This is a genomic window from Halanaerobium congolense (assembly GCF_004366375.1).
In the GTDB taxonomy this organism is placed as follows: Bacteria; Bacillota; Halanaerobiia; order Halanaerobiales; family Halanaerobiaceae; genus Halanaerobium; species Halanaerobium congolense.
This window is the reverse complement of record NZ_SOEF01000009.1, coordinates 18,806-41,358: the sequence shown is the minus strand read 5'-3', so window position 1 is coordinate 41,358 and position 22,553 is coordinate 18,806. Positions and strand designations below refer to the sequence as shown.

Sequence of the window (22,553 nt, the reverse complement as noted above, 5' to 3'; positions counted from 1 at the left end):
CACCTCACTAAATTTTAAATTTATCGCCCAGATAGAATTTCCGGGCCAGTTCATTATCTGCTATTTCGTCTGCAGTTCCCGATAAAAGTATCTTACCCTCATGCATAATATAAGCTCTATCTGTAATCGACAGGGTTTCCCGAACACCGTGATCGGTTATTAAAACTCCCAGACCTCTATTTTTTAAATATTTAATAATCTCCTGGATATCATTAACCGCAATTGGATCAACCCCGGCAAAAGGTTCATCAAGCAGAATAAAAGCCGGATCAGCTGCGAGGGCTCTGGCAATTTCAACCCTTCTTCTTTCTCCACCTGAAAGCTGAAAACCTTTACGATTTCTTAAATTTTCTATATGAAATTCAGCTAAAAGTTCAGTAATAATTGATTCCATTTCCTGATTACTTAAATCTCTATACTCTAAAATTGCTTTTAAATTTTCGCCAACTGTTAACTTGCGGAAGATAGAAGCTTCCTGTGGTAAATAGCCGATACCGAGTCGGGCTCTTTTGTAAACCGGAAACTTAGAAATATTATGCTGGTCAAGATAAATTTCGCCTCCATCAGGATTAATTAAACCCAGAATCATATAGAAGGTTGTTGTTTTACCAGCACCATTGGGACCCAAAAGGCCAACGATCTCTCCTCTTTCTACCTGCAGATCGACTTCGTTAACTACTCTTTCTTTATTATATTCTTTGATTAAAGCCTCTGCTCTAATTGTCATTCTCTGCTGCCTCCGAATTCTCATCAGTAGAGCTTTCTGATTCTTCTGCTCGCGGCAGAGTTACCCGTGCCTGTCCCTGCAGCTTAACCTCTTCTGTCTTTTGATTTATATCTGCAGCATCAGCTGTAAAGCTTTCACCATTTCTTTCTCCTTTAACATTTCCTTCTAAATGCATAAACTTTCGCTCTGTATAATATGTCAGCTGATCAGCCTCAGCCCAAAAATCTTGATATTCTAGATAAACATTACCCTGCACTTCTATTCTATTTTCAGCCTGATAAAAATCGATTTTATCAGCTTCTATATAAGAAGTAGGGCCTGTGATTTGAGCTTCACCGATTAAGTGAATAATTTCCTGCTCTAAGTTACCTGTTAGTTCAACTGACTGTCCTTCATACTGGCGGTAAAAGAACTCCACATTATTTCTGAATTCAATTTCACCATTATAGCGGCGGTAAATAGCCTCATCTTCTGCTGTAATCCGAAGTTCATCGTAGATCAGCTCCACATTATTTTTGGCAATTATTACCTGACCGGCTTCAGTCTGCTGCAGGTCCAGCTGGTCACCATTCAGTTCTCTGGCTGCATCTGCTCCAGCAGGTACAATTAAAAATATTATTAATAAAATAAGAAAAATTTTTTTATTCATTATTAGGCTCCTCTGTTTTAGAATCCTCCGGCAGCTCATCAAAAATTATTTTTGCTCTTTCCGGGCTGCTTTTTTTGGATAACTCAAGGTCATTTAAATTAAGATTAGAATTAAAAGCCTCAGCAAATGATTTGAATTCACTGCCCGTAATTTTAACCGAGCCTCTACCTTCCAGGTAGTTTTGCTGCATATCATAATCCAGCTCATCTGCCAGAATATGATATTCTTCACTAGCTAAAACAACATTATCTCTAATTTCTAAATACTTGAGTTCAGTGTAGTAAGTACCAAAATCACCATCTAAGGTATAAAGCAGTTTTCCACTTTCAGTAGAATAAACCTCGCCTTTAATAGGTTTTAATTCCATCCGGCTTTCACTCTTAAAATTATCTACCTCTTCACTGATCAGCTTTAACCGCTGATTTTTTTGGTCATTATAAACTGTAAAGTTAACACCTTTTAATTTTTCTTCGGCAGAATTATCTGCTGGTGGAGCTGCTTCGGGAACAACACCAACTTCATCCAGGCTGAAATAAAAAGCCAAGGCTATAATGATAAAAATAAAGAGCACTAAAAAAATACTTTTTTTATCCACTATTTTTTAGCCCTCCTTCTTTTAGCAGTAATTCTGCTGTTTTATTTACTGCACCACCACCGCCAAGTTTTTCTCGGACGATCTGCAGTTTATTTTTTATTTTATTTAATTGGTTTTGATCGTTTAACCACTCTAAAGCAATTTCTACAATCTTTGCTGCTTCAAAATCATTCTGCAGTAATTCTGGAACAATCTGACTGCCGTAAATAATATTTGGCAGACCAACAAATTCAATCTTAAAAACATACTTAGCCAGAAAATAAGAGGTCCAGGCTGCCTGATAACAGATAATCTGCGGTGTATTTAAAATTGCAGATTCAAGTGCAGTAGTCCCGGAAGCTGTAATTATAAATTCCGCTGCCTTCATAATCTTATAATTACTTTCACCTATTATCTGAGCTTTAATTTGACTCTGATCAACAAAAGACTGTAGATATTCCTCTTTAATTCCATCAGCAGCTGAAACTAAGAATTTGAGATCGTCCTTTTCTTTCTTTAGTTCAGAAGCTGCTTTCAGCATCTCAGGTAATAATGATTCTATTTCTCCGCGGCGGCTGCCGGGGAAAAGACCAATCAACCGTTCTGAATCAGAAAGTTTAAATTCTTTTCTCAGTTCTTCGGGTTCAGCCTCAACTGAAACCATATCTAAAAGTGGGTGACCGACAAAGCTCACATCTGCACCCGCTTCTGCGTAGACTTCCCTTTCCATCGGAAAAACAGCCGCAATTTTAGTCCCATAAGAAGCCATCTTAGCTGCTCTTTTTTTATTATAAACCCAGGCAGATGGAGGAAAATAATTAACCGCTTTAACCCCAGCCTGACTGCAGGCTTTAGCTAATTTCATATTAAAAGCAGAATAATCTACCAAAAAAACTAGATCCGGCTTTCTTTCTCGAAGCAGTTCTTTCATCTTAGATAAATGCTTAAAATGCTGCCTTAGATTTTTGAGAGCCTCAATATAGCCAATCGTACTAATTTCAGTTGGGTCAATTAAAATTTCCGCTCCCATTTCTTTTAAGGCAGTAGATCCCATCCCAAAAATTTCAACTTCCGGATATTTTCCTTTTACTTTTTTCAGCACTGCAGCAGCATGCATATCACCAGATATTTCTCCTGCAGAAACCATTATTTTCAGCAAGGTAGAATCAATTCTCCTTTATTAAATTCTGCTGCCGCCACAATTAAATCATTAGCAGCTGCTTTTTGACAGAACTCTTCTTTATTTAAAATAAATGTTTTATTTGCTTCAATAATTAGAGCTTTAGCCTGAGCTTCGATCAGATTATCCAGAGTTTTTAAGCCAACAGTTGGCAGGTCAAAACGAATATCCTGCTCTTTCTTACTACATTTAGCCATCACAACACCCGGTCCACCATATTTGGCAGCTCTTTTGATCGCTGCATCAGTTCCTTCTATTGCCTCTAAAGCCATTACTGCCCCCTCTTTAACCAGAGCAGTTTGACCAATATCAAAACGGCCTAAATTATAAGCAACCTCAAAGGCAAATTTCATTTCTTTTTTTATTTGGGAATCAGGTTCACCTGCTAAAATACCTGCTTCAGCTAAGTGATCTTCCAGTAAATAAGTTTGAGGCAAAAGTTTAATATCTCGTTTTATAAATTCTTCGGCCAGAGCTAATAAAATTGTATCATCGTTATAATCAGGCAGCTCAGTCAATATCTGCTGTAGAACCTGATCAGGATTAAAATTATCAAACAAATGAGCCTTCTGCACTTTACCCAGCCAGATAATCTCCTCAATCTTATTTTCTTCTATAATTTTTATGATTTCTGCAAATTGAGTTAAATTAACAGTATACTCTTCCACAGACAGCTCAGAAAAATCGGCTGTAATTTCTTCTGCTATTTTTAAAATTATAAAATCTTCTCCTACCGCCTGAGCCCTTGCGGCCCAGAGATCTGGTAAATCACCCCAGCCTGCAATTAAAGCTTTTTTAGTCATTTATTTTCACCTACCGGCAAATTCCGCGGCTGGCATTGCGTAAAAAACGCAGGAAATGCTCAATTTCTTCACTGGCATCTAATTCCTGGTCCATTTTTTCTATTGCTTCATCAATATTTAATTTAGATCTATAAAGAGTTTTATAAGCTCTTTTAATTTCTCTTCTTTTTTCAGGGGTCACGCCATTTCTTCTCAAGCCAACTACATTAATTCCATTGACTCCAGCTGGATGACCGTCTACTAAAATATAAGGAGGTACATCTTTTACAACCTTAGAATGGGCACCAACCATGCTCATCTTACCGATGCGGACAAATTGGTGGACTCCAACCATACCTGCAATAACTGTATGATCTTCAATTACTACATGACCTGCTAAGTTTGTCGCATTAGACATTACAATATGACTGCCCAATTGACAGTCATGTGCTACATGACAGTAGGCCATAATTAAATTATCATTACCAATTCTTGTCTCCCCACCACCATCAGCAGTCCCCCGGTGAATAGTTACATTTTCTCTTATTGTATTATTATCTCCAATAAAGAGATAACTCTTTTCTCCGTCAAACTTTAAGTCCTGAGGTTCAAAACCTATAGATGCTCCATGAAATATTTCGTTATTCTTGCCAATAGTGGTCCAACCTTTGATTACAACGTGAGGACCAACTACTGTTCCTTCTCCTATTTCAACATTTTCCTCAATAATAGCATAAGGACCAATTTCTACATTTTTCCCAATTTTAGCTCCAGGAGCAACAATTGCTGTTTTATGAATATTGCTCATGTGGAGCACTTTCCCCTTTTTTTCTGCTGCCAAGACTATCATTCCCCTTCCTAGGTCTCCGAACTATATTTTTTCAAAAGTAAACATCATTTCGGCTTCTGCAGCAAGATCATCGCCCACATAAGCTTCACCACGAACTTTGGCAATCTTTTTGCGTAATCTTACTATTTCAACCTTTATTCTTAGTTGATCACCTGGCTTAACAGGTGTTCTAAATTTTGCCTTATCTATGCTGGTAAAGATTGGAAGTTTCCCTTCCATTTCTTCAGAGCTATAATAGATTAAAATGCCCGAAACCTGGGCCATAGCCTCTACAATTAGAACTCCCGGCATAATTGGATGTTCTGGATAGTGTCCCAGAAAAAACTCCTCATTAATAGTAACATTTTTGATTCCTACAATAGATTCTTTCTTCTTTATTTCCTCAATTTTATCAACTAATAATAAAGGATAACGATGTGGGAGTATCGATCTTATTACACTGATATCAATTATTTCGTTTACCTCATTCAAATTAATTTTCCTCCTCAAGCATTTTTTCTCTGATTTTTTCTGCTAATTTTACATGGAGCCTGTGGCCTGATTTAACGGCCATAATGTGACCCCTGATCCTACCATTTAAAAACATGTCTCCAACAACATCCAAAATCTTATGCCTTACAAATTCATTTTCAAATCTAAGTGAATTAACTGTTTTCGTTTCTTCTATTAAAATTGCATTATCAAGACTTCCACCCAGGGCTAATCCCTGTTCGTGCAGTTTTTCTATCTCAAAAGCAAAACCAAATGTTCTAGCCTTAGAAATTTCCTCAGCAAAATTCATTTTTGCAGCATCAAATTCAAAGTAGCTGCTGCCAATTACAGGATGATCATAATCTAAAGTATATGAAATTTTAAAACCATCATAAGGGAGAATAGCTATATATGAATCTTCTTCTCTAGCAAAAATTGTTTCCTCTATTTGGTAGACTTTTCTTTTAGCCTGCTGTTTTTTTAAACCACTTTTGATCATTTCCTGATAATATGGAAAAGCACTGCCATCAATTACCGGTATTTCCGGACCAGATACCTCAATTTCTAAATTATCAATCCCACTACCCCAGATTGCCGCCATAAGATGTTCTATCGTGCTTATTTTAGCTTCTTTTATTTCTTTACTTCCAATTGTAGTATTTCTGATTAAGTTAACAACTGAAGCTGGTTCAGCTGATATCTTTATTTTTTTATCTAAATCTGCACGGTAAAATACTATACCAGTATTTTCAGCTGCAGGTATCAGTCTAATTTCTGCATCCTTACCAGAATGCAGGGAAATTCCCTGAACAACAATTTCTTTTTTTAGCGTCTGCTGTACTTCATTTTCTATATACAAATCCGTCATCCTTTCTTTCTAATGCCTTTCAATAGTCTATTATATATTTCCTGACAGTAGAATTCAAGAATTATTTATTTTTCTAATTCAGAAAGTCTTTTTTCCAGTTCTTTAATTCGCTCAATATATTTGGGCAAACGCCTTAAATAAGCCTGTTCCTTAAGCGCATCACGGTGAAGTTGAGCTGGAGCGCCAGAAATGAAATCACCCTCATTAGTTCTGGAAGTGACCATTGCTCTAGCGGCAGCAATAGTATTATCAGCCAGATTAATATGACCAACAACTCCTGCCTGACCACCTAAGGTAACTCTGCGGCCTAATTTTGTGCTGCCTGCAATTCCAGATTGAGCCACAAGTAAAGATTCCTCTCCTACTTCAACATTATGACCGATTTGAATTAAATTATCAAGTTTTGTTCCTTTTTTAATAATTGTGGGGCCGCTTGCACCTCTATCAATAGTTACATTGGCTCCAATTTCTACTTCTGATTCAATAATTACATTACCCTGCTGGGGAATCTTATGATGTCCACTCTTATCTGTAGCAAAGCCAAAGCCGTCAGAACCAATTACAGCACCGGATTGGATAATAACATGATTTTTAATAATAGTATCTCTTTCTATTATTACTCCTGGATGAAGCAGACAATTTTCGTCAATTTCAACATCCGGTCCTATAATTACTCCTGGGGCAATAATACTGTTATCACCGATTTTAACATTTTCTGCAATCACAACTCCCGGGTGAATAGAAAGTCCCTTACCCAGTTGACAGCTTGGATCAATTACTGCTCTTTTAGAAATTTTTCCATTTTCATAAGGACGAGGTGTTAAAATGTCAGCAATCTTAGCATAAACTCGACGTGGATGATCTGTTAATAAAAATGTTTTTTTAGCTTTTAAATCAGATTCCATCTCTTCGCAAATTTTATAACTGCTGACAATCACTGCAGCTTTAGATTTTAAAGCTTCACTTAAATACTCTTTTTGATCAGCAAAAGTGACAGAGCTGTTTATACTTTCAGCAACCCCACATGCATTATCTACAACAATTTCCTGATCACCTTTAACCTCAGAGTTTGTCATCTCTGCTAATTTAGATATTTTATATTTATTTTCTTTCACGTTTTCTGCTATCAATGTAATATGTCCTCCCCATTTTTAGATAAAATTAATTTTCAGCATCAATTTTTTGAGCCAATTGGCTGCTTATATTTTTACCACCCTTATAAATAAGATGTTTTGTAACCACACTGCTGTAATTATTTGCGGCCGCATATTCTGCTGCAGATTCTTTAATTACTGACATTATCTCAGCTTCAACAGCCTCTTTTTTTATATCCTGAGCTGCTAGTTGACTGAGGTATTCACTTTCTGCAATCAAAGCTTCGATTTCAACCACCGCTACCTCTGATTCAACTTCCAAATAAAAGGGAAGTGTTAGTGTAATAATTACAATAAAAATTGCTGCTGCTTTTCGATAATATTCCATTTGCTTTAACCCCTATTTTTTATTCTTAATAATATTTTCTGCTTTTAGCAATCAGCTGATCCATTGCTGCCACTTTTGCTTCTCTTTTAGTGCTGAGTTCTGCCTTGATTTCCTGTCTGTAGGCTGCTACTTTTTCTTCAATTTCAGCCTCTCTTGCCGCAATTAATTCCTGATGTCTGTTTTCAAGCTGCTGTCTGTATTCAGCATATTCACGGTTGAAATCCATAATTAAAGTTCTAGTTTCAGCAGAAATATCTTCATTTAAAACACTATTTTTTTCTGCCAACAGCTGATTCTGCTGCTGCTGCACCTGCTTCAGCTCTGACTGATATTTTTCTTTTTCACTTTCATTACTGGCTAGAACCTCAACTGCAATCCTTAAATTAATTATTTTTAAATAATTATCTCTAATTTTCTGCTGACTGTAATCAGAATATTTTTCTCGAATATTTCTTCTAACAGTCTGTAGTTTATCTGAGAGCTTGGCTTCTAGCTCCTGCCTTTTCTGCTGCAGCAGTTCTTCACTTTCATTATTCAAACGCATTTTTAGTTCGGTTAAAAGCAGCTCTTCCTTTTCCTGTAAACCATTGATTCTGTCTAAATGATTACTTGTTAAAACGATTAGAACTGCTCCTTTAGCTGCTTCCATAATTTGAAAACTCCGATTTTTGAGTTCTGTCTCAAAGTTCTCCTGCTTAGAAAGATCTAAAAGCAAACTGCCATTTTTATTCTCTGAAAAAACCTCAATTTTCTTCGAGTCAGCTATGCTTTCTCGCTCAAAACTGTAAATCGGATAACTATCTTTGGTCTCTGGTATAAAAACAAAAACAAAGAGGAAGGCAAAAAACAGGGCCAGCAAAATGGCATATAAAAATTTAAGTGAAATTAGATGATAATCTTTTGCATCCAGCATTAAGCCCCCTCCTTTAAATTTCTAAGTTTGCTTTTTACCAATTGGCTTTTAGTTCAGCCAGTACATCATCAGTTAAATTATAGCCGCCATAAAGCACGTCTTCTTCTTCTAGTACAAACTTAACCCTTTTTGCTGCGGCTGTTTCGATAATGATTGTTTCTACTTCGTTTAAAACTGAAGCCAGCAATTCAGCTTCTAAGTTCTCGAGCTCTTTTTGGTATGACTGCAGGAGCTCTTTCTGTTCTGCTCCAGTTAGTTCTTCACCTTTCTGCTCAAGCTGCTGTTGGTATTCTGCCGCCTTTTGATTCAGCTTTTTTTCAGCTGCTGTTTTGGCAGGATGCTCAGCAAAAACCCTTTTTAAATTTACATAAGCTACACTATCAACGCTTTCATCCTGCTTTAAAAAGTCCAAAAGAAAGATTGATGTTAAGATAACAAGCAGCAGTAAAATTACTGCTAACTGAAACTTGCGATCACTCCATTCCATTACTATCTGCCTCCAAAAATTATTTTATCACTCTGCTGGATTGATTACTGCCAAGTTTATTTAGTTAAATTATAATCTACCTAAAATGTATTTCCGATACTGAAATGCAGCTGACCATCAGAATCTTCATTCCAACCATAATCAAGTCTCAGCTGACCGACAGGTGTATTCATCCGAACTCCTAATCCATAACCATAGTATAAATCATTTAGAGAGATGCTGTCTCTTTCTTCCCAGACATTACCAGCATCTGTAAATAAAACTCCAGTAAAACTATCATTAAATGGTATTCTATATTCTACATTAAATAATAAGAGATCGTTATTATAACGGTCTTCAAAGTCAAAGTCACTTCGGTCATAACCTCTGAGGGTATCTGATCCACCAAGGTCATATTCTTCGTTTTCCAGACCTCCAGAATCAGTACGTGGGTCACTTAAACCCACTTTCATTCTCAGAGCCCAGGCATGATCGCTAAAACCAGGGAAGTATCTTCTGGTATCCCATTGAATTTTAGTGAAATCCATATTTCCACCCAAAAAGTCGCCAGCATTTTCGAAGCTAACATTATTTATCGAACCTGAGGTCGGGTGAAATCTATTATTTGAAGTATCGCGATTAAAAGAAAGAGTTATCGAGCGCAGTTTATTATCAGAAAAAGTATTTCCCTCTACAACATCATTATAATTGAGATTTGTTTCGTCCCAAGTCTCTTCTGTGTCTTCAATTCTATATCTTAAAGAAGTTCTCCAATCATTAGGCAGTGGATGGCCTAAACTAATACTGCCACCTTTACTTTTTTTAATGTAATCTAAGTCTTCAAAAGTTGTTCTATCTGTTTCTCGATCATAGATGCTGAAACCAAAGGAAAAATCACTGTCCCAGAGATAAGGTTCATAAAAATTAAGTGAATAAGTTGTAGTATCACCAAACTGCCATTTAACCCCTATATTTTGACCATTACCAAAAAGGTTCTTTTCGCTGACATCTACAAAACCTATCAAGCCATCACTGGAGCTATAACCTCCACCAAACTTTAAGTTACCTGTTTTCCCTTCTTCTAAATTAATAACTAAATTTACTGTGTTTCCTTCTGTACCTACTCGCTCTAAAGTTGGATTAAGGTTAACAAAATAACCCAAACGGCTTAAGTTCTGAAAACCTTTTTGAATCTTGTTGATATTAACAACATCACCGGCTGTAATCGGAATTTCTCTTAAGATAACCTTATCGTCAGTTTTAGTGTTACCCTTAATTTTTACATCGGCTAAATAACCTGGGCTAATATCTATTGTTAATACTCCTTCTTCAGAAATATTGACATCCTTAAACCGTGCTAATATATAGCCGTCATTCTGCATTTTTTCCTGCAGGGATTTAAGATTTTTATTCATTTTTTTTACATTTAAAACAGCACCTAATTCCAGATCCAAAATCTCGATAATTTTATCTCGACTGTAAATAGGCTCATTACCCGATATCTCTATTTCTTCTAAAACCGGGTTTTCTACAACTTCAAAAATAACATTAAGTCCTCCCTGGTAATTTTCAAAAACAATATTCACATCTGAAAAATAACCAAGCTCAAAGATAGACTGCATATCTGCTCTTAAAGATTCTTGGTCAGTTTGATCTCCAACCTCTGTTGTAACAGCAGTCAAAATTTCAAAATCACTGACATATTGATTCCCATCAACTGTAATTTTAGTCACCTCATCAATAGGAATATTTTGCGCTGCAGTTATTCCTGTAAAAAATAACAGAGCAGCTAAAACAATTATTGCACCCAAAAACAACTTCTTCCGCATTTTTTTCCTCCTAAAATTCAATTTCATTTTCTAAAGTTATCTGATATTCATCTTCACCTAAATAACTTCCTTTTAAGGTCGTAATCTCATTTAATCTATATTGAAAAGATATCTCGTTATTTCTTTCTTCCTCACCAAAAAATGCTGCATACTCAAGATAAAAGCGCTGACTGAGATTTTTACCGAGATAAATTGCAACTTCTCTTTCTGTACCATACTGCAGGGTATCAATTTCTATTCTATCTAATGATAAAACTGTTTTAAAGTCGGATTCAATACCGGAAATTAAATTTTCCTGCAGAAATCCACTAGCAATTCTAATTAGTTCCTGTAAGATTATCTGCTGGATTCCAATGTTTTCACCGCCAATTATTGCCGAACCCAGAGCGCCTCTACTTGAAAGAAGGTTTAAAATTTCTTCTTCTGTCATTTCGGGATTCGAACTAAAACTAATCCGCATATTGTTTGCCGGTCCATTAAGGATTATATTAATTTCTCTACCACCAGCATAAGTTGTCGCATTAACCAGTAGGTTAGGAATATCTCCCTCATCAACCGGTGTAAATGTGATTTCTGCACTATTTAAAGTAAAGCGAGAATTATAGTAAGTAAATCTACCTTCACTACTTCTAAGTCTGCCTTCCATCATCAACCGATTTTCACGGCGGTGGTTAAAGTCAAGGTGCAAATCACCATTTTGAACTAAAATATCCATGTTATTATTTTTTACCCTTACATTGTTTCCCGGAACAAGTTTTAAATCAATACGCGGGATGAACGTATTGCCTCCAGCTCCATCAGCTTCAGCTCCAGTTTTTCCTCCCCCAGCAGGCCATTTAAAAGGAATGCCAATTATAAAATCAAATATCTGCAGTTCTCCTGCCAAGAGTGGATCCTGAAGAGAACCACTAAAGCTTAACTGACTGTCAAAGTTTCCAGTTAAAGATCCATAGTCAAAGTATAAATCCTGACCGGTTAGAGTTAGATCCCAAAAATTATCTGAATCTAAGAGATTAAAAGCACCTCCGATTTCAAATCTTCCCTCTCCAAATTGACCGTTTACATTTTGCAGCAGAGCTTTTTCATTCTGGAAATTAATCTCAGCCTCAAAATTCTTTATTGGGGACCAGATTCCAACTTCCAGAGTCTCTCCCCGTGCTGCTAATTCTCCGCTAAACTGCAGATCATCAATGTTTCCTTCAGCCCTTAAGTTACCATTTAGATGGCCATCACTGGAAATCTCTTCGCCAAAGAAAGATAAAATAAAGGCCAGAGGTAGTGACTGCAGATCGGAAGTCAAACTCAGCTGCTTGTCATTTAAAGAATAACTACCATCTAGAGTTAGATTCCCACCCTCACTAAAGTTAACAGTTTCGGAGGCAGAAAATCTTCTGCGGTTTTCAACTAAAATATCACCTGTTATTGATTCTATAATAGTTTCATTGATTTCAATATTGGTCAGAGTATGGCTCAAGTTTAAAACTGGTGTCATTAAACCACCACTTATATTACCACTAAGATCAAGATCTGATTGTAAATCTAAATTAAAACCATACTGATCAACTGCAACTGCAAGTGGTAATTCTGAGCCGCTGAAATTTAAAGCTATCTCTTTTCCTATTTCACCATTTATAGCAAAACTACTTTGAGCTGATTGTCCCAAATAAGCTGCAATATCTAAGAAAATATTATATTCACTGCCGTTTGTTTCAATCTCGCTTTCTCCCTTTAAAATTACTTCCTGGGCAAAAGGATAAAAGGTTAAATATTTTTGAAAAAATTCTTCAGTTGGTACCTCAAGCAGTTTAAAGTTAAGCTTTGATTGAGGTACTGTATTAAAATCAAAGGCCTCACCTGTTATTTGATAGCTGCCTGAAGCAAAACTAAAGTTAAATTGATTAATATCAAGCTGATCAGCCTGGAAACTATATTCAAAATTGTTTTCTTGAATATCTAATTCAAAACCATCAAAATATAAAGCTTCAGATCCAAGCTTGAAATTGAGACTTAATGCTTCTAAAGGACCATTTAAGCTTCCATTTAAATTTAAGCTTCCTGTAATTTTTTCAGTCAGGTTGGGATAACTATTTAAATAACTCTGAATTTCCAAACCTGTTAATTGATAGTTCAAATCAAAACCTGCTGCCGGATTATAAATTCCATCAGCTTTAAAATTTAAATTTTGATATTTAAAAGAAAAATTTTCAATCTTAAAATTTCCATTTTCCTTTTTAATATTACTGCTTAAATTTGAGAGTTCAAATTCCCGATCACCAAAGGTAAATGCAGGATTTGAAGTGTTGATACTAAAATCTAAATCATAATCTCTAAGAGGACCGCTTAAATCAGCATTTAACTGCAGCTGTCCTGTTAAAGGGATCTCAGTTCCTGCCGCAGCCGCTATATCTTGAAAATATAAGTTTTCACTTCTAATATTAAAGTCTACTGCTGCTGTTCCTGTGAGATCAGTAATTTTACCCTTTGCCCGCAGCAGCGCCTGACTAACGGAAGCTTTTGCTTCAGCTAATTCCAGTTTATCATCGGCATAATCAGCCCTCATTTTAATATCTTTTAGAACATAGTTTTGATAGCGAAGTTCGTCCATCTCCAAATCTAAACTAAAAGTCGGGTTGCTGAAACTATCAGCCAGATGGCCTTCTATATAATTAATTGTTGGATTAATCTCAGTCAAATAATTAAGATTTAAGTCAAAAAGCTGATTCAAAAAAGCAGGCTCAATATTTTTAGCAGCATAACGAAGATCAAAGTTTTCTGCTGCAAAATCTATTTCTCCTAACAAATCCAAATATGCAAAATCACTAATCAATTTTAAGGAATCAAAGAATAATTTCTGATCAGTATACCAAAACTTACTTTCCAGCTGAATTTCGCTCTCTTCTTCGACAAAGCTGAAGTCGAAGTCAAGATCACCTGCAGCAGAAATCCCACTTTCATGGTTATAATAACCGGCAATATCTAAAATAAAATCAAGACTGTCATCTTCAATTTTTCGCAGTTGATTTAAATAATCAGCAGCCAAATTGTATTCTTCAAGTAGAGAAATCAGGTTATTAGAAATTTTCATTTCTGCGGCTTCCGCACTTAAAAGATAATTGCCATCCTGCAGGTTATAGCTTGCCTGAAGATTAAGTTTTGAATTGTTTGCCAGCTCAAATTCAGCTTTTTCAACAAATATTTCTTTATCAACTAATTTTACAATTAAATGTGAGTTTTGAAGCTCAGCATATTTGCTTACTACATTTTCGGCAGTTATATCTGCCTGAGCTCGTTTAAGCTGCTGCTGATCTCCTTCAACTTTTAGAGCAAAGCTTATATTCCCCGAGCTAAGCTCCGGTTTTAATAAATCATAGTTATAATTAAAGTTAGCGGCTGCTAATTCGAGCTGGTACTGATAGTTCTGATCCAGTTTGAAAGAAAAATCAACCAGATTACCGTCAAGCAAAAAACTGTTATCTGCTGCTGCCAAATTAAATTCGGGACCTGACAGGACCAGCTTTAAGTCATTAAAGCTTAAATTAAAGTTTTCACTTTGATTTTGACGCTGATAAAAAGCAGTCATTTTTAATTCAGAAAAGTCAATTTCTGATTTATAATTTAAAATTTTATTTTTAGCAAATTTAATTTCACCTTTAGCAGAAAAAAGTCCAGTTAAAGTATTTAAGTCAATGTTAAAACCTTCAAAATTATAATTTTTTTGCTCTAATAGATTGACCATTGAATTAACGGCCAAGTTATCAGTCTTAAAATATAAATCAGCACTTTCGCTTTCTCGTTTCAGCTGCAGCTCAAGTTTTTCTGCTTCAAAATCATTTAATTTAAAATTATTATAACTTAACTGATCTATAAAAATAGAAGTTGACAAATTCAAAACATAATCTTTAGAACTCTGAGCAGCAGCCCCAAGATTCAAATTGGAAAGCTCTAAATCATAATCTTCATTTTTTATAGTTAATTTTGAATTAACTAGATTGACATTAATATCTCCCAAAAATTTTGGTAAATCAAAACTAGCAAGCTTAAATTCTCCCGCTTCCGAATTTTGATTATTTAAGTTAGCTGACTGACTTCCTTTCTCAACAGCTGAAAAATCTCCAGTCAGGATGATTTCTGCATTTTCAGCTTCTAAAAATGAAATTTTGATTAAGTTATCAAAATCGCTAAAATTAAAATTATAGTCAAGATTAAGCTGCTCTATTTTTACAAGATTTCCATTTTGATCTGCAAAAGAAAATGATTCAAGCCGGAGCCGATTTAGAGGCCATAAAGAAACAGAGCTGAAAGAAATTTCACCTGAAAATCTCTCTTCCAGAAAAGCAATAATATCATTTTTGAAATATTGGGGTAAACCGCTTAACAGACTTAAAAAATAAGCTGCAATCAGCATTAAAATCAAAACCCCCAAAAGATATTTTATTTGCTTATTCATTTAAAAACCTCCACAAAGCCCTGACTTTAATTAATGCTCTACTGTTTGTTTTTTGTTTTGCCTTGAGCTTGAGCCGAATCCGATTCAGATGACTCAGCTTCTGAGTCTGCAGCAGTTTCTGTTTCTGCTGGGTTTAGAATTTCTAAATCAAGGTTCAAGCTTCCTTCTAAAACATACTCTGTAGCAAAAGTTTCTTTAATTTCATTTTCGGCGGCAGGTAAATCCTGATTGCTTTTATTATCAGGATCCTGCTCTTTTGATTCTTCTCCCTGCTTCTTTTTATCTGAATTTTTAACAGGTGCTTCTGCACTGCTTTCTTGATAAACAGGGGCTGCATAAGAAGGATAAAGTTGTAATATTAGATCATTATTATCCGGTGACTCAAGATAAGCGTTTAAAATTGATTCAAAACTTTTATGACCGGATATTTCAGCTTCATTTAATCCACCCTGACTTTGTGTGGGAGCAGTGTTTTCAGGCCGCATTGTTTCTCCTGTATAGCCACCGTCAATAAATAGAGTCGCTATTCCCGGCTCCACATCTTCTGGAACCTTCATAGTCAATGTTTTAGTTTCAGTTCCATTTCGATAACGGTGTAAAATTACCTCTACTTCTAATTCATCTCCAGGATAAATTTCCTCATTTAAAACTTTTGCCTCCTGAATTAAAGCAACACTGTCTTTTTTCTGAAAATCTAATTCTAAGCGAATATCTATTAGATTAATTTCTTTAAATGGATTTGTTAAGATTAAATCCAAAAGTTGTGAGAAATCAGAGAGTGCCATACTGCCGATATCATTTTGGCTGTAGTACATATCAGTTGATTCTATCTGCAGCTGTGGTAAACCTCTCCCCATAATCTTAACCCTTGATTCAGCTGAGCCAGGGCCAATTCTATCCAAAGCAGAGTCAACCGCCTGCAGAGCAGAGTTATTAGCAAGTGATGAAAATAAATATTCATCATTGATAATCTGTAAGCTAACTTCTTTCAGCAGTTCTCCATTTTCAGAAATATTGATATAGAGTGGGGTAATATGCGGATAACTATTCATCCTGCCCGCAATTCCCGCTCCTCTATCCTGGGTTACTGAACCCAATAATCTGTGATAGGGGGAACCTAATTTAAATGGCTGTTCTGAACTTGGTATTACAGCACTAATATTAGCCCTACTTAAAAGATAATTAACATTACCTCTATTTGTAAATGGATGACCAAAGGCTAAAAAGTTCCCCTGGTCAATATAAGTCAGGGTACCTATAGAAGCAACACTGATATCACCTCGAACCAGCTGGACAGCAATTGCTTCCCCTGGTTTGGGTTCTTTATAACTTTTATCCTCTTCTTTTATTCCTGAAGATGGTACAACCTTTAAATTAAGTTCTGATAAAGTTTTTTCTAATCTATCCAGAGCTCTGCCTTTGATCCCACTGACCATTATTGGACTTGAACTTCTGATTAAATTTTTATCTGGGGTAAATTTATCGATATCAATTTCTAAATCACTAAGATTATCATTTCTAGCTTTTACATCATTTTTATCTAAAAGTTTAAGCATTCTTTCAATCGGAGTCACCAGGCCATAACGATGACTGCTGTTATTCCAACCATAACCAATTGCTCCAATTAGCCGGTCTTCAATGTAAATCGGGCTGCCGCTCATTCCAGCAGCAATACCTCCAAATTCTTCTGCTTTATCACCAGTTAATTTAATTAAAATTAGATCTTCATCTAAACTGCGGTTATCCAGTACATCAATAACTTCAATTTCAAATTTTTCTATTTCATTGCCAGAAAAAACCGTCTTCCCATAACCTGTCATTCCTGCCTCTACTTCTTCTAAAGACATAATATCTTCTGCAGCAAGTACTGGGGCATTAAGAAAAACTAATACTATTAAAATATATAATAAAACTCTTCTTCTGTTTTTATTCAACTTTGATCACTCTCCAGTAACTTTTAGGAAAAAATGCCTTGATTCCCTGTACTTAAAACATTTGAAATTTTATCTAATTCACTTAAAGCTTGTCCTGTACCTTCAGCAACACAGGTTAAGGGATCATCACTGACAAAAACCCCAACTTCTGTTCGGCTGCTAATAAAACTTTCTATTCCTTTTAGCAAAGAACCCCCTCCTGTTAAAATAATTCCTTTTTCAACAATATCAGCCGAGAGTTCTGGCGGAGTTTGCTCAAGTACTCTTCGAGCTGCCTGGGCAATATTATCCAGAAGCTCCTTAAAAGCTTTAGTTGTTTCTTCAGCCGATAATTCTATATGTTTTGGTAAACCAGTCATTAAATCTCTCCCTTTAACTTCGTATGTGGCTGAATATCCTGGGCCAGCACTGCCAATATTTATTTTTATTTCTTCAGCTGTGGATTCTCCAATAACTAAATTATAGTTTTCTCGAACATAACGAACTAAGGCAGCATCAAACTTATCGCCACCAACTCTAATTGATTCGCCAACAACAATTCCACCTAACGAAAGAACAGCAATTTCAGTAGTTCCACCACCGATATCAATCACCATATTTCCTTCAGCTTTTTCAATTTGGAGACCAGCTCCAATTGCGGCTGCTACTGGCTCTTCAATTAGATAAGCCTTGCGAGCTCCAACCTGTACTGCTGCATCCAAAACAGCTCTACTTTCTACACCAGTTACACCAACCGGGATACAGACCATTATCTGTGGTTTGATAAACCTACTTTTAACACCCACTTTTTCCAAAAAACTTTTAAGCATCATTTCTGCTATTTCAAAATCTGCTATTACCCCATCTTTTAGAGGTCGTACTACTTTTATGTTTGCAGGAGTTCGACCTAACATTCTACGCGCCTCTTCTCCTACAGCAATTACTTTATTTGACTTGGAATCCAAAGCCACAAAGGAAGGCTCCTGCAGAACAATTCCTTTACCGCTTTCGTAAATAATTACTGTTGCTGTTCCAAGATCAATTGCAATTTTTTTGCTAAATTTATTTAGAAAACTCAATAGATTACTCCTTCCATAATACTTATTCTGCTGCTTCTATATTATTTCCCATTCTTACACCTCATTATAGACTATTAATCTTAAAATAAAATTAAAATAATATAATTATTTGGTTAAGATCAAAATAACTAATCTGTTGTACCTTCTCCTGCTAATCTATTTTACCTTCTCCTGATTGAATCACTGCATATTTTGTTAACAATGGACCAAAAACTTCAGTCATTGCCGCTGTAAGCAGTAAAGTATTAAAAATCAATAGTCCAACCTTAGTATCCTGTACATACTGTTTCTGAACTGAATAGGCTAAAGCAATCGCTACTCCACTTTGAGGTAAAAGTCCAAAACCAATAAATTTTTGGACTGCTTCAGGAGCTCCAGAGATTCTCGCCGCCAGGGTTGACCCCCCCACCTTACCGATGATACGCGCAATTAAATAAGTAAAAGCTATCAGCAGAAAACTGAGGGAACCCATCTCTGAAAATCGAATTTCTGTACCAGCAATTATAAAAAACATTGCATAAAGAGGTACTGTTAGTGTGTCCATCTCTTCAGAAATTTCCAAATTCTTTTTGGCAAAATTACGGACTGCAAAACCAACTGACATATTTGCTATCAATGCTGATAAGCCAAAGAAAATAGACACAGCAGAACTTAAAGTAATGGAAGTAACAATAGTTAATATTTTGCGAGTTTTTTCATTAAATTTAGTTAGCAAATATTGGGTAATATAGCCAAAAAACAGCCCTAAAATTATGGCTCCAAAAATTTCAATTAAAGGTAAAACAATGATCTCTGATAATTTAATTGCTCCTTCTCCTCTATACTGTGAATAAGCAATTGGGTTAATTAATGAAAAGATTATTAAAGCAAAGGCATCATCAAGACCTACAACAGCCATAATTGTTGAAGTTAGCGGACCTTCAGCATTATATTCTTTTAAAACCATTACAGTTGCAGCTGGTGCAGTAGCAGAAGCAATTGCTCCAAATAAAAGTGCCATATAAAGAGGACGACCAATAAAATACAATGCTGCTGTAACAACTACAAAGGCTAAAACAGATTCCATTATTGCAATTGAAAATATACTTTTCCCCAGCCTTTTTAGTGTTTTGATTGAAAGTTCACTACCAATTGTAAAAGCAATAAATGCCAGAGCAATATTTGTAACATAATCTAAATTAGACAGAACAAAAGTATACATGTTAACTGTTTCCGAATCTATTACTGAAAAAATAGAAATAATATCTGGACTTAATAGGATACCCAAAAATACATAACCAACTACTATTGGAATTCTATATTTTTTGGCCAGTAAAACTACTAAAAATGCAAATAATAACAATAAAGAAATTAAATAAAGTTCTTTATTGGCAACATCATTTAACACCAACCATTCTTCAACCTCATGGGCAGAAAAGTTAATTAATTCGTTCATAAAATACACCTCATTTTATCCAATCCTATAATACAATTATTAAGCTATCAGCAGTCTAACCAACCAAAACTATATTTTCAAATATAACTACTCATAATTATTTTCTACTTCATCTAGTAAGTAGTGAAGCAGGTTCGATCTTTCAATAAAACCGCGCAAATACCCTTGATCATTAACAACAAAAAGTAATGATTCTTTGTTGTTTAGCATAATATCAGCAATTTTTTTCATATCACTATTTTCTTTAACAGCATCTCTGTTGCGGGCCATATATTTATCAACATTTTCATCTTTTACATGCTTTAGATTTTCTACTGCTTCATTTACTTCATAAAAAAGGCGGCTGCTGTCTAAAAATCCAAAGCTCTCAGGAATTATATTTTTAAGGATATTATTACTGTAAATAGTTCCCACAAACTGGTTTTGATGATCTACTACCGGCAATACAGACTGTTCTGATCTATACATTAAAATTATTGCCTTGCGGATATTATCATCAGGAGTTACTGAATTCATTGTTCTAATCATATAATCTTTTACTAGGCTCAACTTTTACACCTCCAGCTTAGTGACTTCTAATCTATCTGAACAACCATTATAATCTTTTCTTTCTTTTAGATAAACTGCTCTATTTTCTGCTATCCATAAGGCAGCAGCTCCCCCTCTTAAATTAGCTTCAATAAAATCAAATTTATCTGTTTTAAAAGCATAATCTAAATAGGCCGTGTTATAGGCATCACCTGCTCCCAACCAGTTAATGATACAATATCCTCTGGGTGAAAGCTGATAAACATCACCATTTTTATCAAAGAGTATACGGTCACAGTGGAAGGGAATCATAACTCTTTTGGCTCCCATTTCCTGCATTTTTTTTCCTGCTTTGATATAATCTTTTTTCTCTTCCATCTCCATATCTAAAATAGTTTTATGATGTTTGAAATATGGGGTTACAACATCTGGTTCTGACTCTAAAGCTAATTTTAAAGCTTCACCACTGGCCTGCAGAAAAACACTTTTTCCTTTATCTTTAGCAATTTTAATTAAACGCTGATAAATATCAAAATCTACTCCAACTGGAACTGATCCAGAAATTAAAATACACTCACTTTCCGAAATTGATCTTTTAAACCTAATTATCAGCTCATCAACTTCTTCCTTTTCAACCTCAAATGTATAATCATTGTACTGAGTATAGGTTGCAGGTTCTTTACCAATAATTTTTACATTGTTTCTTATTTCTCTTTCAGTATGAATATAGTTGCTTATAATATTATGTTCTTGAACCATTTTTTCGAAAAATAAACCCTGTTTGCCGCCAACAAAACCAATATTTTGCACATCACCATAACCCAGTTCTTTAAAGTTAATCGCACTAATCAAGCCTTTACCACCTGGATAAACCTTTAGATTTTCTTCATTGTAAATAAACTGGTTTTTCATAACCTCATTTTTTTCAACAAAGTACTCACGGTCAATTGACGGGTTTAACGTTACCGTTGTAATCATTTTATTCACCACCTTGTTTTATTGAAGAACCAAAATCAATTTCAAAACAGAAAACCGCTGAAATATCAGCGGCAGGTTTTATTTACTCAGATACTTTATTTATTGAAGCCCCAACTTCCTTGAGCCTCTCTTCTATATTTTCATAACCTCGCTCAACATGATAGATATCTTTAACTTCTGTTTGACCTTCAGCAGCTAATCCGGCCAGAATAAGTGCAGCTCCTGCCCTCAAATCTGTAGCTCTTACTTCAGCACCGGTTAGGCAACCAGGTTTTACGAGAGCACTGTGTCCATCAATCTTGATATCTGCTCCCATTCTTTTTAATTCATCTACATGCATAAAACGATTTTCCCAAACTGTTTCAATGATTAAACTTGTCTCATCAGCCTGGGTTAATAAAGCCATCATTTGAGACTGCATATCTGTCGGAAAGCCAGGATAGGGCAGAGTTTTGACATCAACAGCTTTTAATTTACCGTCTGCTTTAACTTTAACCCCTGCTATATCTTCTTCGACAATAATTCCCATCTCATGCATTTTTGCAATCAGTGGTTTAACATGTTCAGTTAAAACATTGCGGATATAAACATCTCCACCAGTAATAGCAGATGCAATCATATATGTACCTGCTTCAATTCTATCAGGTATAATTCGATGCTCAACTCCATGCATCTCATTTACACCCTCAATTTTTATGATATCTGTACCTACACCTTTAATGTTAGCTCCCATTACAGTTAGGAAGTTTGCCAAATCTACAATCTCAGGTTCTCGAGCTGCATTTTCAATTATTGTTTTACCCTCAGCCCGGCTGGCAGCAATCATAATATTAATTGTCGCTCCAACACTTGGATAGTCCAAATAAATTTCGGCTCCAGTTAAATTATCAGCTTTAACATCCACAACTCCATGGTCAAGATTAACCTCTGCTCCTAAAGCTCTAAAACCTTTAAGATGAAGATCAATAGGACGGTTACCGATGTTACAGCCCCCAGGCAGGGTGGTTCTTGCATGTCCTGATTTAGCAAGCATCACTCCTAAAATATAATATGATGCTCTTAATTTTCTAGCAAGTTCATGATCAGCCTCTGTTTTAGAAACTAATCTGGGGTCAATTTCTATCCGATTTTTGTCTCTTATTACTTTTGCACCCATATCTTCAATTATACTACATAAATTTGTAACATCTCTCAGTCTTGGGATATCTTCTAATACTACCTCAGAATCAGCAAGTAGTGATGCAGCTATAATTGGTAGTGCTGCGTTTTTAGATCCCCCAACTTTAATTTCTCCTTTAAGTGGATTCAAACCTTGAATTATATACTTGTCCACCTCTAAAAGCCCCTTTCTAAAATTATACCTTTAAAGGCCGCGTCAATCA

General features: G+C 35.5%; 20 protein-coding genes. All 20 read right to left on the bottom strand.

From position 1 onward, the window contains the following. Positions 1–7: 7 nt before the first annotated feature. On the bottom strand, positions 8–727 hold the full coding sequence (lptB, locus tag C7954_RS04770) for an LPS export ABC transporter ATP-binding protein (protein WP_073158645.1): 720 nt from the start codon (positions 725–727) through the stop codon (positions 8–10). Continuing rightward, entirely contained in the window at positions 717–1,376 is a 660-nt protein-coding gene (locus C7954_RS04765; RefSeq protein ID WP_073158643.1) for an LptA/OstA family protein, read from the bottom strand. The genes lptB and C7954_RS04765 overlap by 11 nt, the downstream gene beginning before the upstream one ends. After that, complete coding sequence (gene lptC / locus C7954_RS04760; protein WP_073158640.1) at positions 1,369–1,971, bottom strand: LPS export ABC transporter periplasmic protein LptC; 603 nt, start codon at positions 1,969–1,971, stop codon at positions 1,369–1,371. Before lptC ends, C7954_RS04765 begins: the two co-directional genes overlap by 8 nt. Continuing rightward, positions 1,964–3,109, bottom strand: a complete 1,146-nt coding sequence (lpxB, locus tag C7954_RS04755) for a lipid-A-disaccharide synthase (RefSeq protein ID WP_081374554.1) — start codon at positions 3,107–3,109, stop codon at positions 1,964–1,966. Before lpxB ends, lptC begins: the two co-directional genes overlap by 8 nt. Beyond that, positions 3,103–3,933: an LpxI family protein gene (locus tag C7954_RS04750; protein ID WP_073158638.1), complete on the bottom strand. Its 831-nt coding sequence runs from the start codon at positions 3,931–3,933 to the stop codon at positions 3,103–3,105. Before C7954_RS04750 ends, lpxB begins: the two co-directional genes overlap by 7 nt. A 10-nt stretch (positions 3,934–3,943) precedes the next feature. Continuing rightward, the gene (gene lpxA, locus C7954_RS04745) at positions 3,944–4,762 is read right to left on the bottom strand and encodes an acyl-ACP--UDP-N-acetylglucosamine O-acyltransferase (RefSeq protein WP_073158635.1); all 819 of its coding nucleotides are present in this window, start codon (positions 4,760–4,762) and stop codon (positions 3,944–3,946) included. A gap of 21 nt (positions 4,763–4,783) precedes the next feature. Beyond that, the gene (fabZ, locus tag C7954_RS04740; RefSeq protein WP_073158632.1) at positions 4,784–5,233 is read right to left on the bottom strand and encodes a 3-hydroxyacyl-ACP dehydratase FabZ; all 450 of its coding nucleotides are present in this window, start codon (positions 5,231–5,233) and stop codon (positions 4,784–4,786) included. A 1-nt stretch (position 5,234) separates the two neighbouring features. Next, positions 5,235–6,101, bottom strand: a complete 867-nt coding sequence (lpxC, locus tag C7954_RS04735) for a UDP-3-O-acyl-N-acetylglucosamine deacetylase (protein ID WP_073158630.1) — start codon at positions 6,099–6,101, stop codon at positions 5,235–5,237. A 65-nt stretch (positions 6,102–6,166) separates the two neighbouring features. Beyond that, positions 6,167–7,231: a UDP-3-O-(3-hydroxymyristoyl)glucosamine N-acyltransferase gene (gene lpxD / locus C7954_RS04730; RefSeq protein WP_089655634.1), complete on the bottom strand. Its 1,065-nt coding sequence runs from the start codon at positions 7,229–7,231 to the stop codon at positions 6,167–6,169. 31 nt (positions 7,232–7,262) lie between these two features. Then, entirely contained in the window at positions 7,263–7,583 is a 321-nt protein-coding gene (locus C7954_RS04725; RefSeq protein ID WP_073158626.1) for a hypothetical protein, read from the bottom strand. A gap of 25 nt (positions 7,584–7,608) precedes the next feature. Next, on the bottom strand, positions 7,609–8,496 hold the full coding sequence (locus C7954_RS04720) for a hypothetical protein (RefSeq protein ID WP_223174466.1): 888 nt from the start codon (positions 8,494–8,496) through the stop codon (positions 7,609–7,611). 34 nt (positions 8,497–8,530) lie between these two features. Then, positions 8,531–8,983, bottom strand: a complete 453-nt coding sequence (locus tag C7954_RS04715; RefSeq protein WP_089655632.1) for an OmpH/Skp family outer membrane protein — start codon at positions 8,981–8,983, stop codon at positions 8,531–8,533. Positions 8,984–9,063: 80 nt separating this feature from the next. Continuing rightward, the gene (locus tag C7954_RS04710) at positions 9,064–10,791 is read right to left on the bottom strand and encodes a BamA/OMP85 family outer membrane protein (protein WP_073158624.1); all 1,728 of its coding nucleotides are present in this window, start codon (positions 10,789–10,791) and stop codon (positions 9,064–9,066) included. 10 nt (positions 10,792–10,801) lie between these two features. Then, on the bottom strand, positions 10,802–15,238 hold the full coding sequence (locus tag C7954_RS04705) for a translocation/assembly module TamB domain-containing protein (protein WP_134058865.1): 4,437 nt from the start codon (positions 15,236–15,238) through the stop codon (positions 10,802–10,804). Positions 15,239–15,276: 38 nt separating this feature from the next. After that, the gene (locus C7954_RS04700; protein WP_089655629.1) at positions 15,277–17,172 is read right to left on the bottom strand and encodes a SpoIVB peptidase S55 domain-containing protein; all 1,896 of its coding nucleotides are present in this window, start codon (positions 17,170–17,172) and stop codon (positions 15,277–15,279) included. Between the two features lie 23 nt (positions 17,173–17,195). Continuing rightward, on the bottom strand, positions 17,196–18,230 hold the full coding sequence (gene mreB / locus C7954_RS04695; RefSeq protein WP_089655628.1) for a rod shape-determining protein: 1,035 nt from the start codon (positions 18,228–18,230) through the stop codon (positions 17,196–17,198). 151 nt (positions 18,231–18,381) lie between these two features. Beyond that, positions 18,382–19,665, bottom strand: a complete 1,284-nt coding sequence (locus C7954_RS04690) for a cation:proton antiporter (RefSeq protein WP_089719538.1) — start codon at positions 19,663–19,665, stop codon at positions 18,382–18,384. An 87-nt stretch (positions 19,666–19,752) separates the two neighbouring features. Then, on the bottom strand, positions 19,753–20,214 hold the full coding sequence (locus tag C7954_RS04685; RefSeq protein ID WP_134058862.1) for a CBS domain-containing protein: 462 nt from the start codon (positions 20,212–20,214) through the stop codon (positions 19,753–19,755). A gap of 3 nt (positions 20,215–20,217) precedes the next feature. Then, complete coding sequence (locus C7954_RS04680) at positions 20,218–21,171, bottom strand: 1-phosphofructokinase family hexose kinase (RefSeq protein WP_133618040.1); 954 nt, start codon at positions 21,169–21,171, stop codon at positions 20,218–20,220. An 82-nt stretch (positions 21,172–21,253) separates the two neighbouring features. Then, positions 21,254–22,504 (bottom strand): UDP-N-acetylglucosamine 1-carboxyvinyltransferase, encoded by a 1,251-nt coding sequence (locus C7954_RS04675; protein ID WP_089655624.1) that lies wholly within the window; start codon positions 22,502–22,504, stop codon positions 21,254–21,256. Positions 22,505–22,553: the final 49 nt, after the last annotated feature.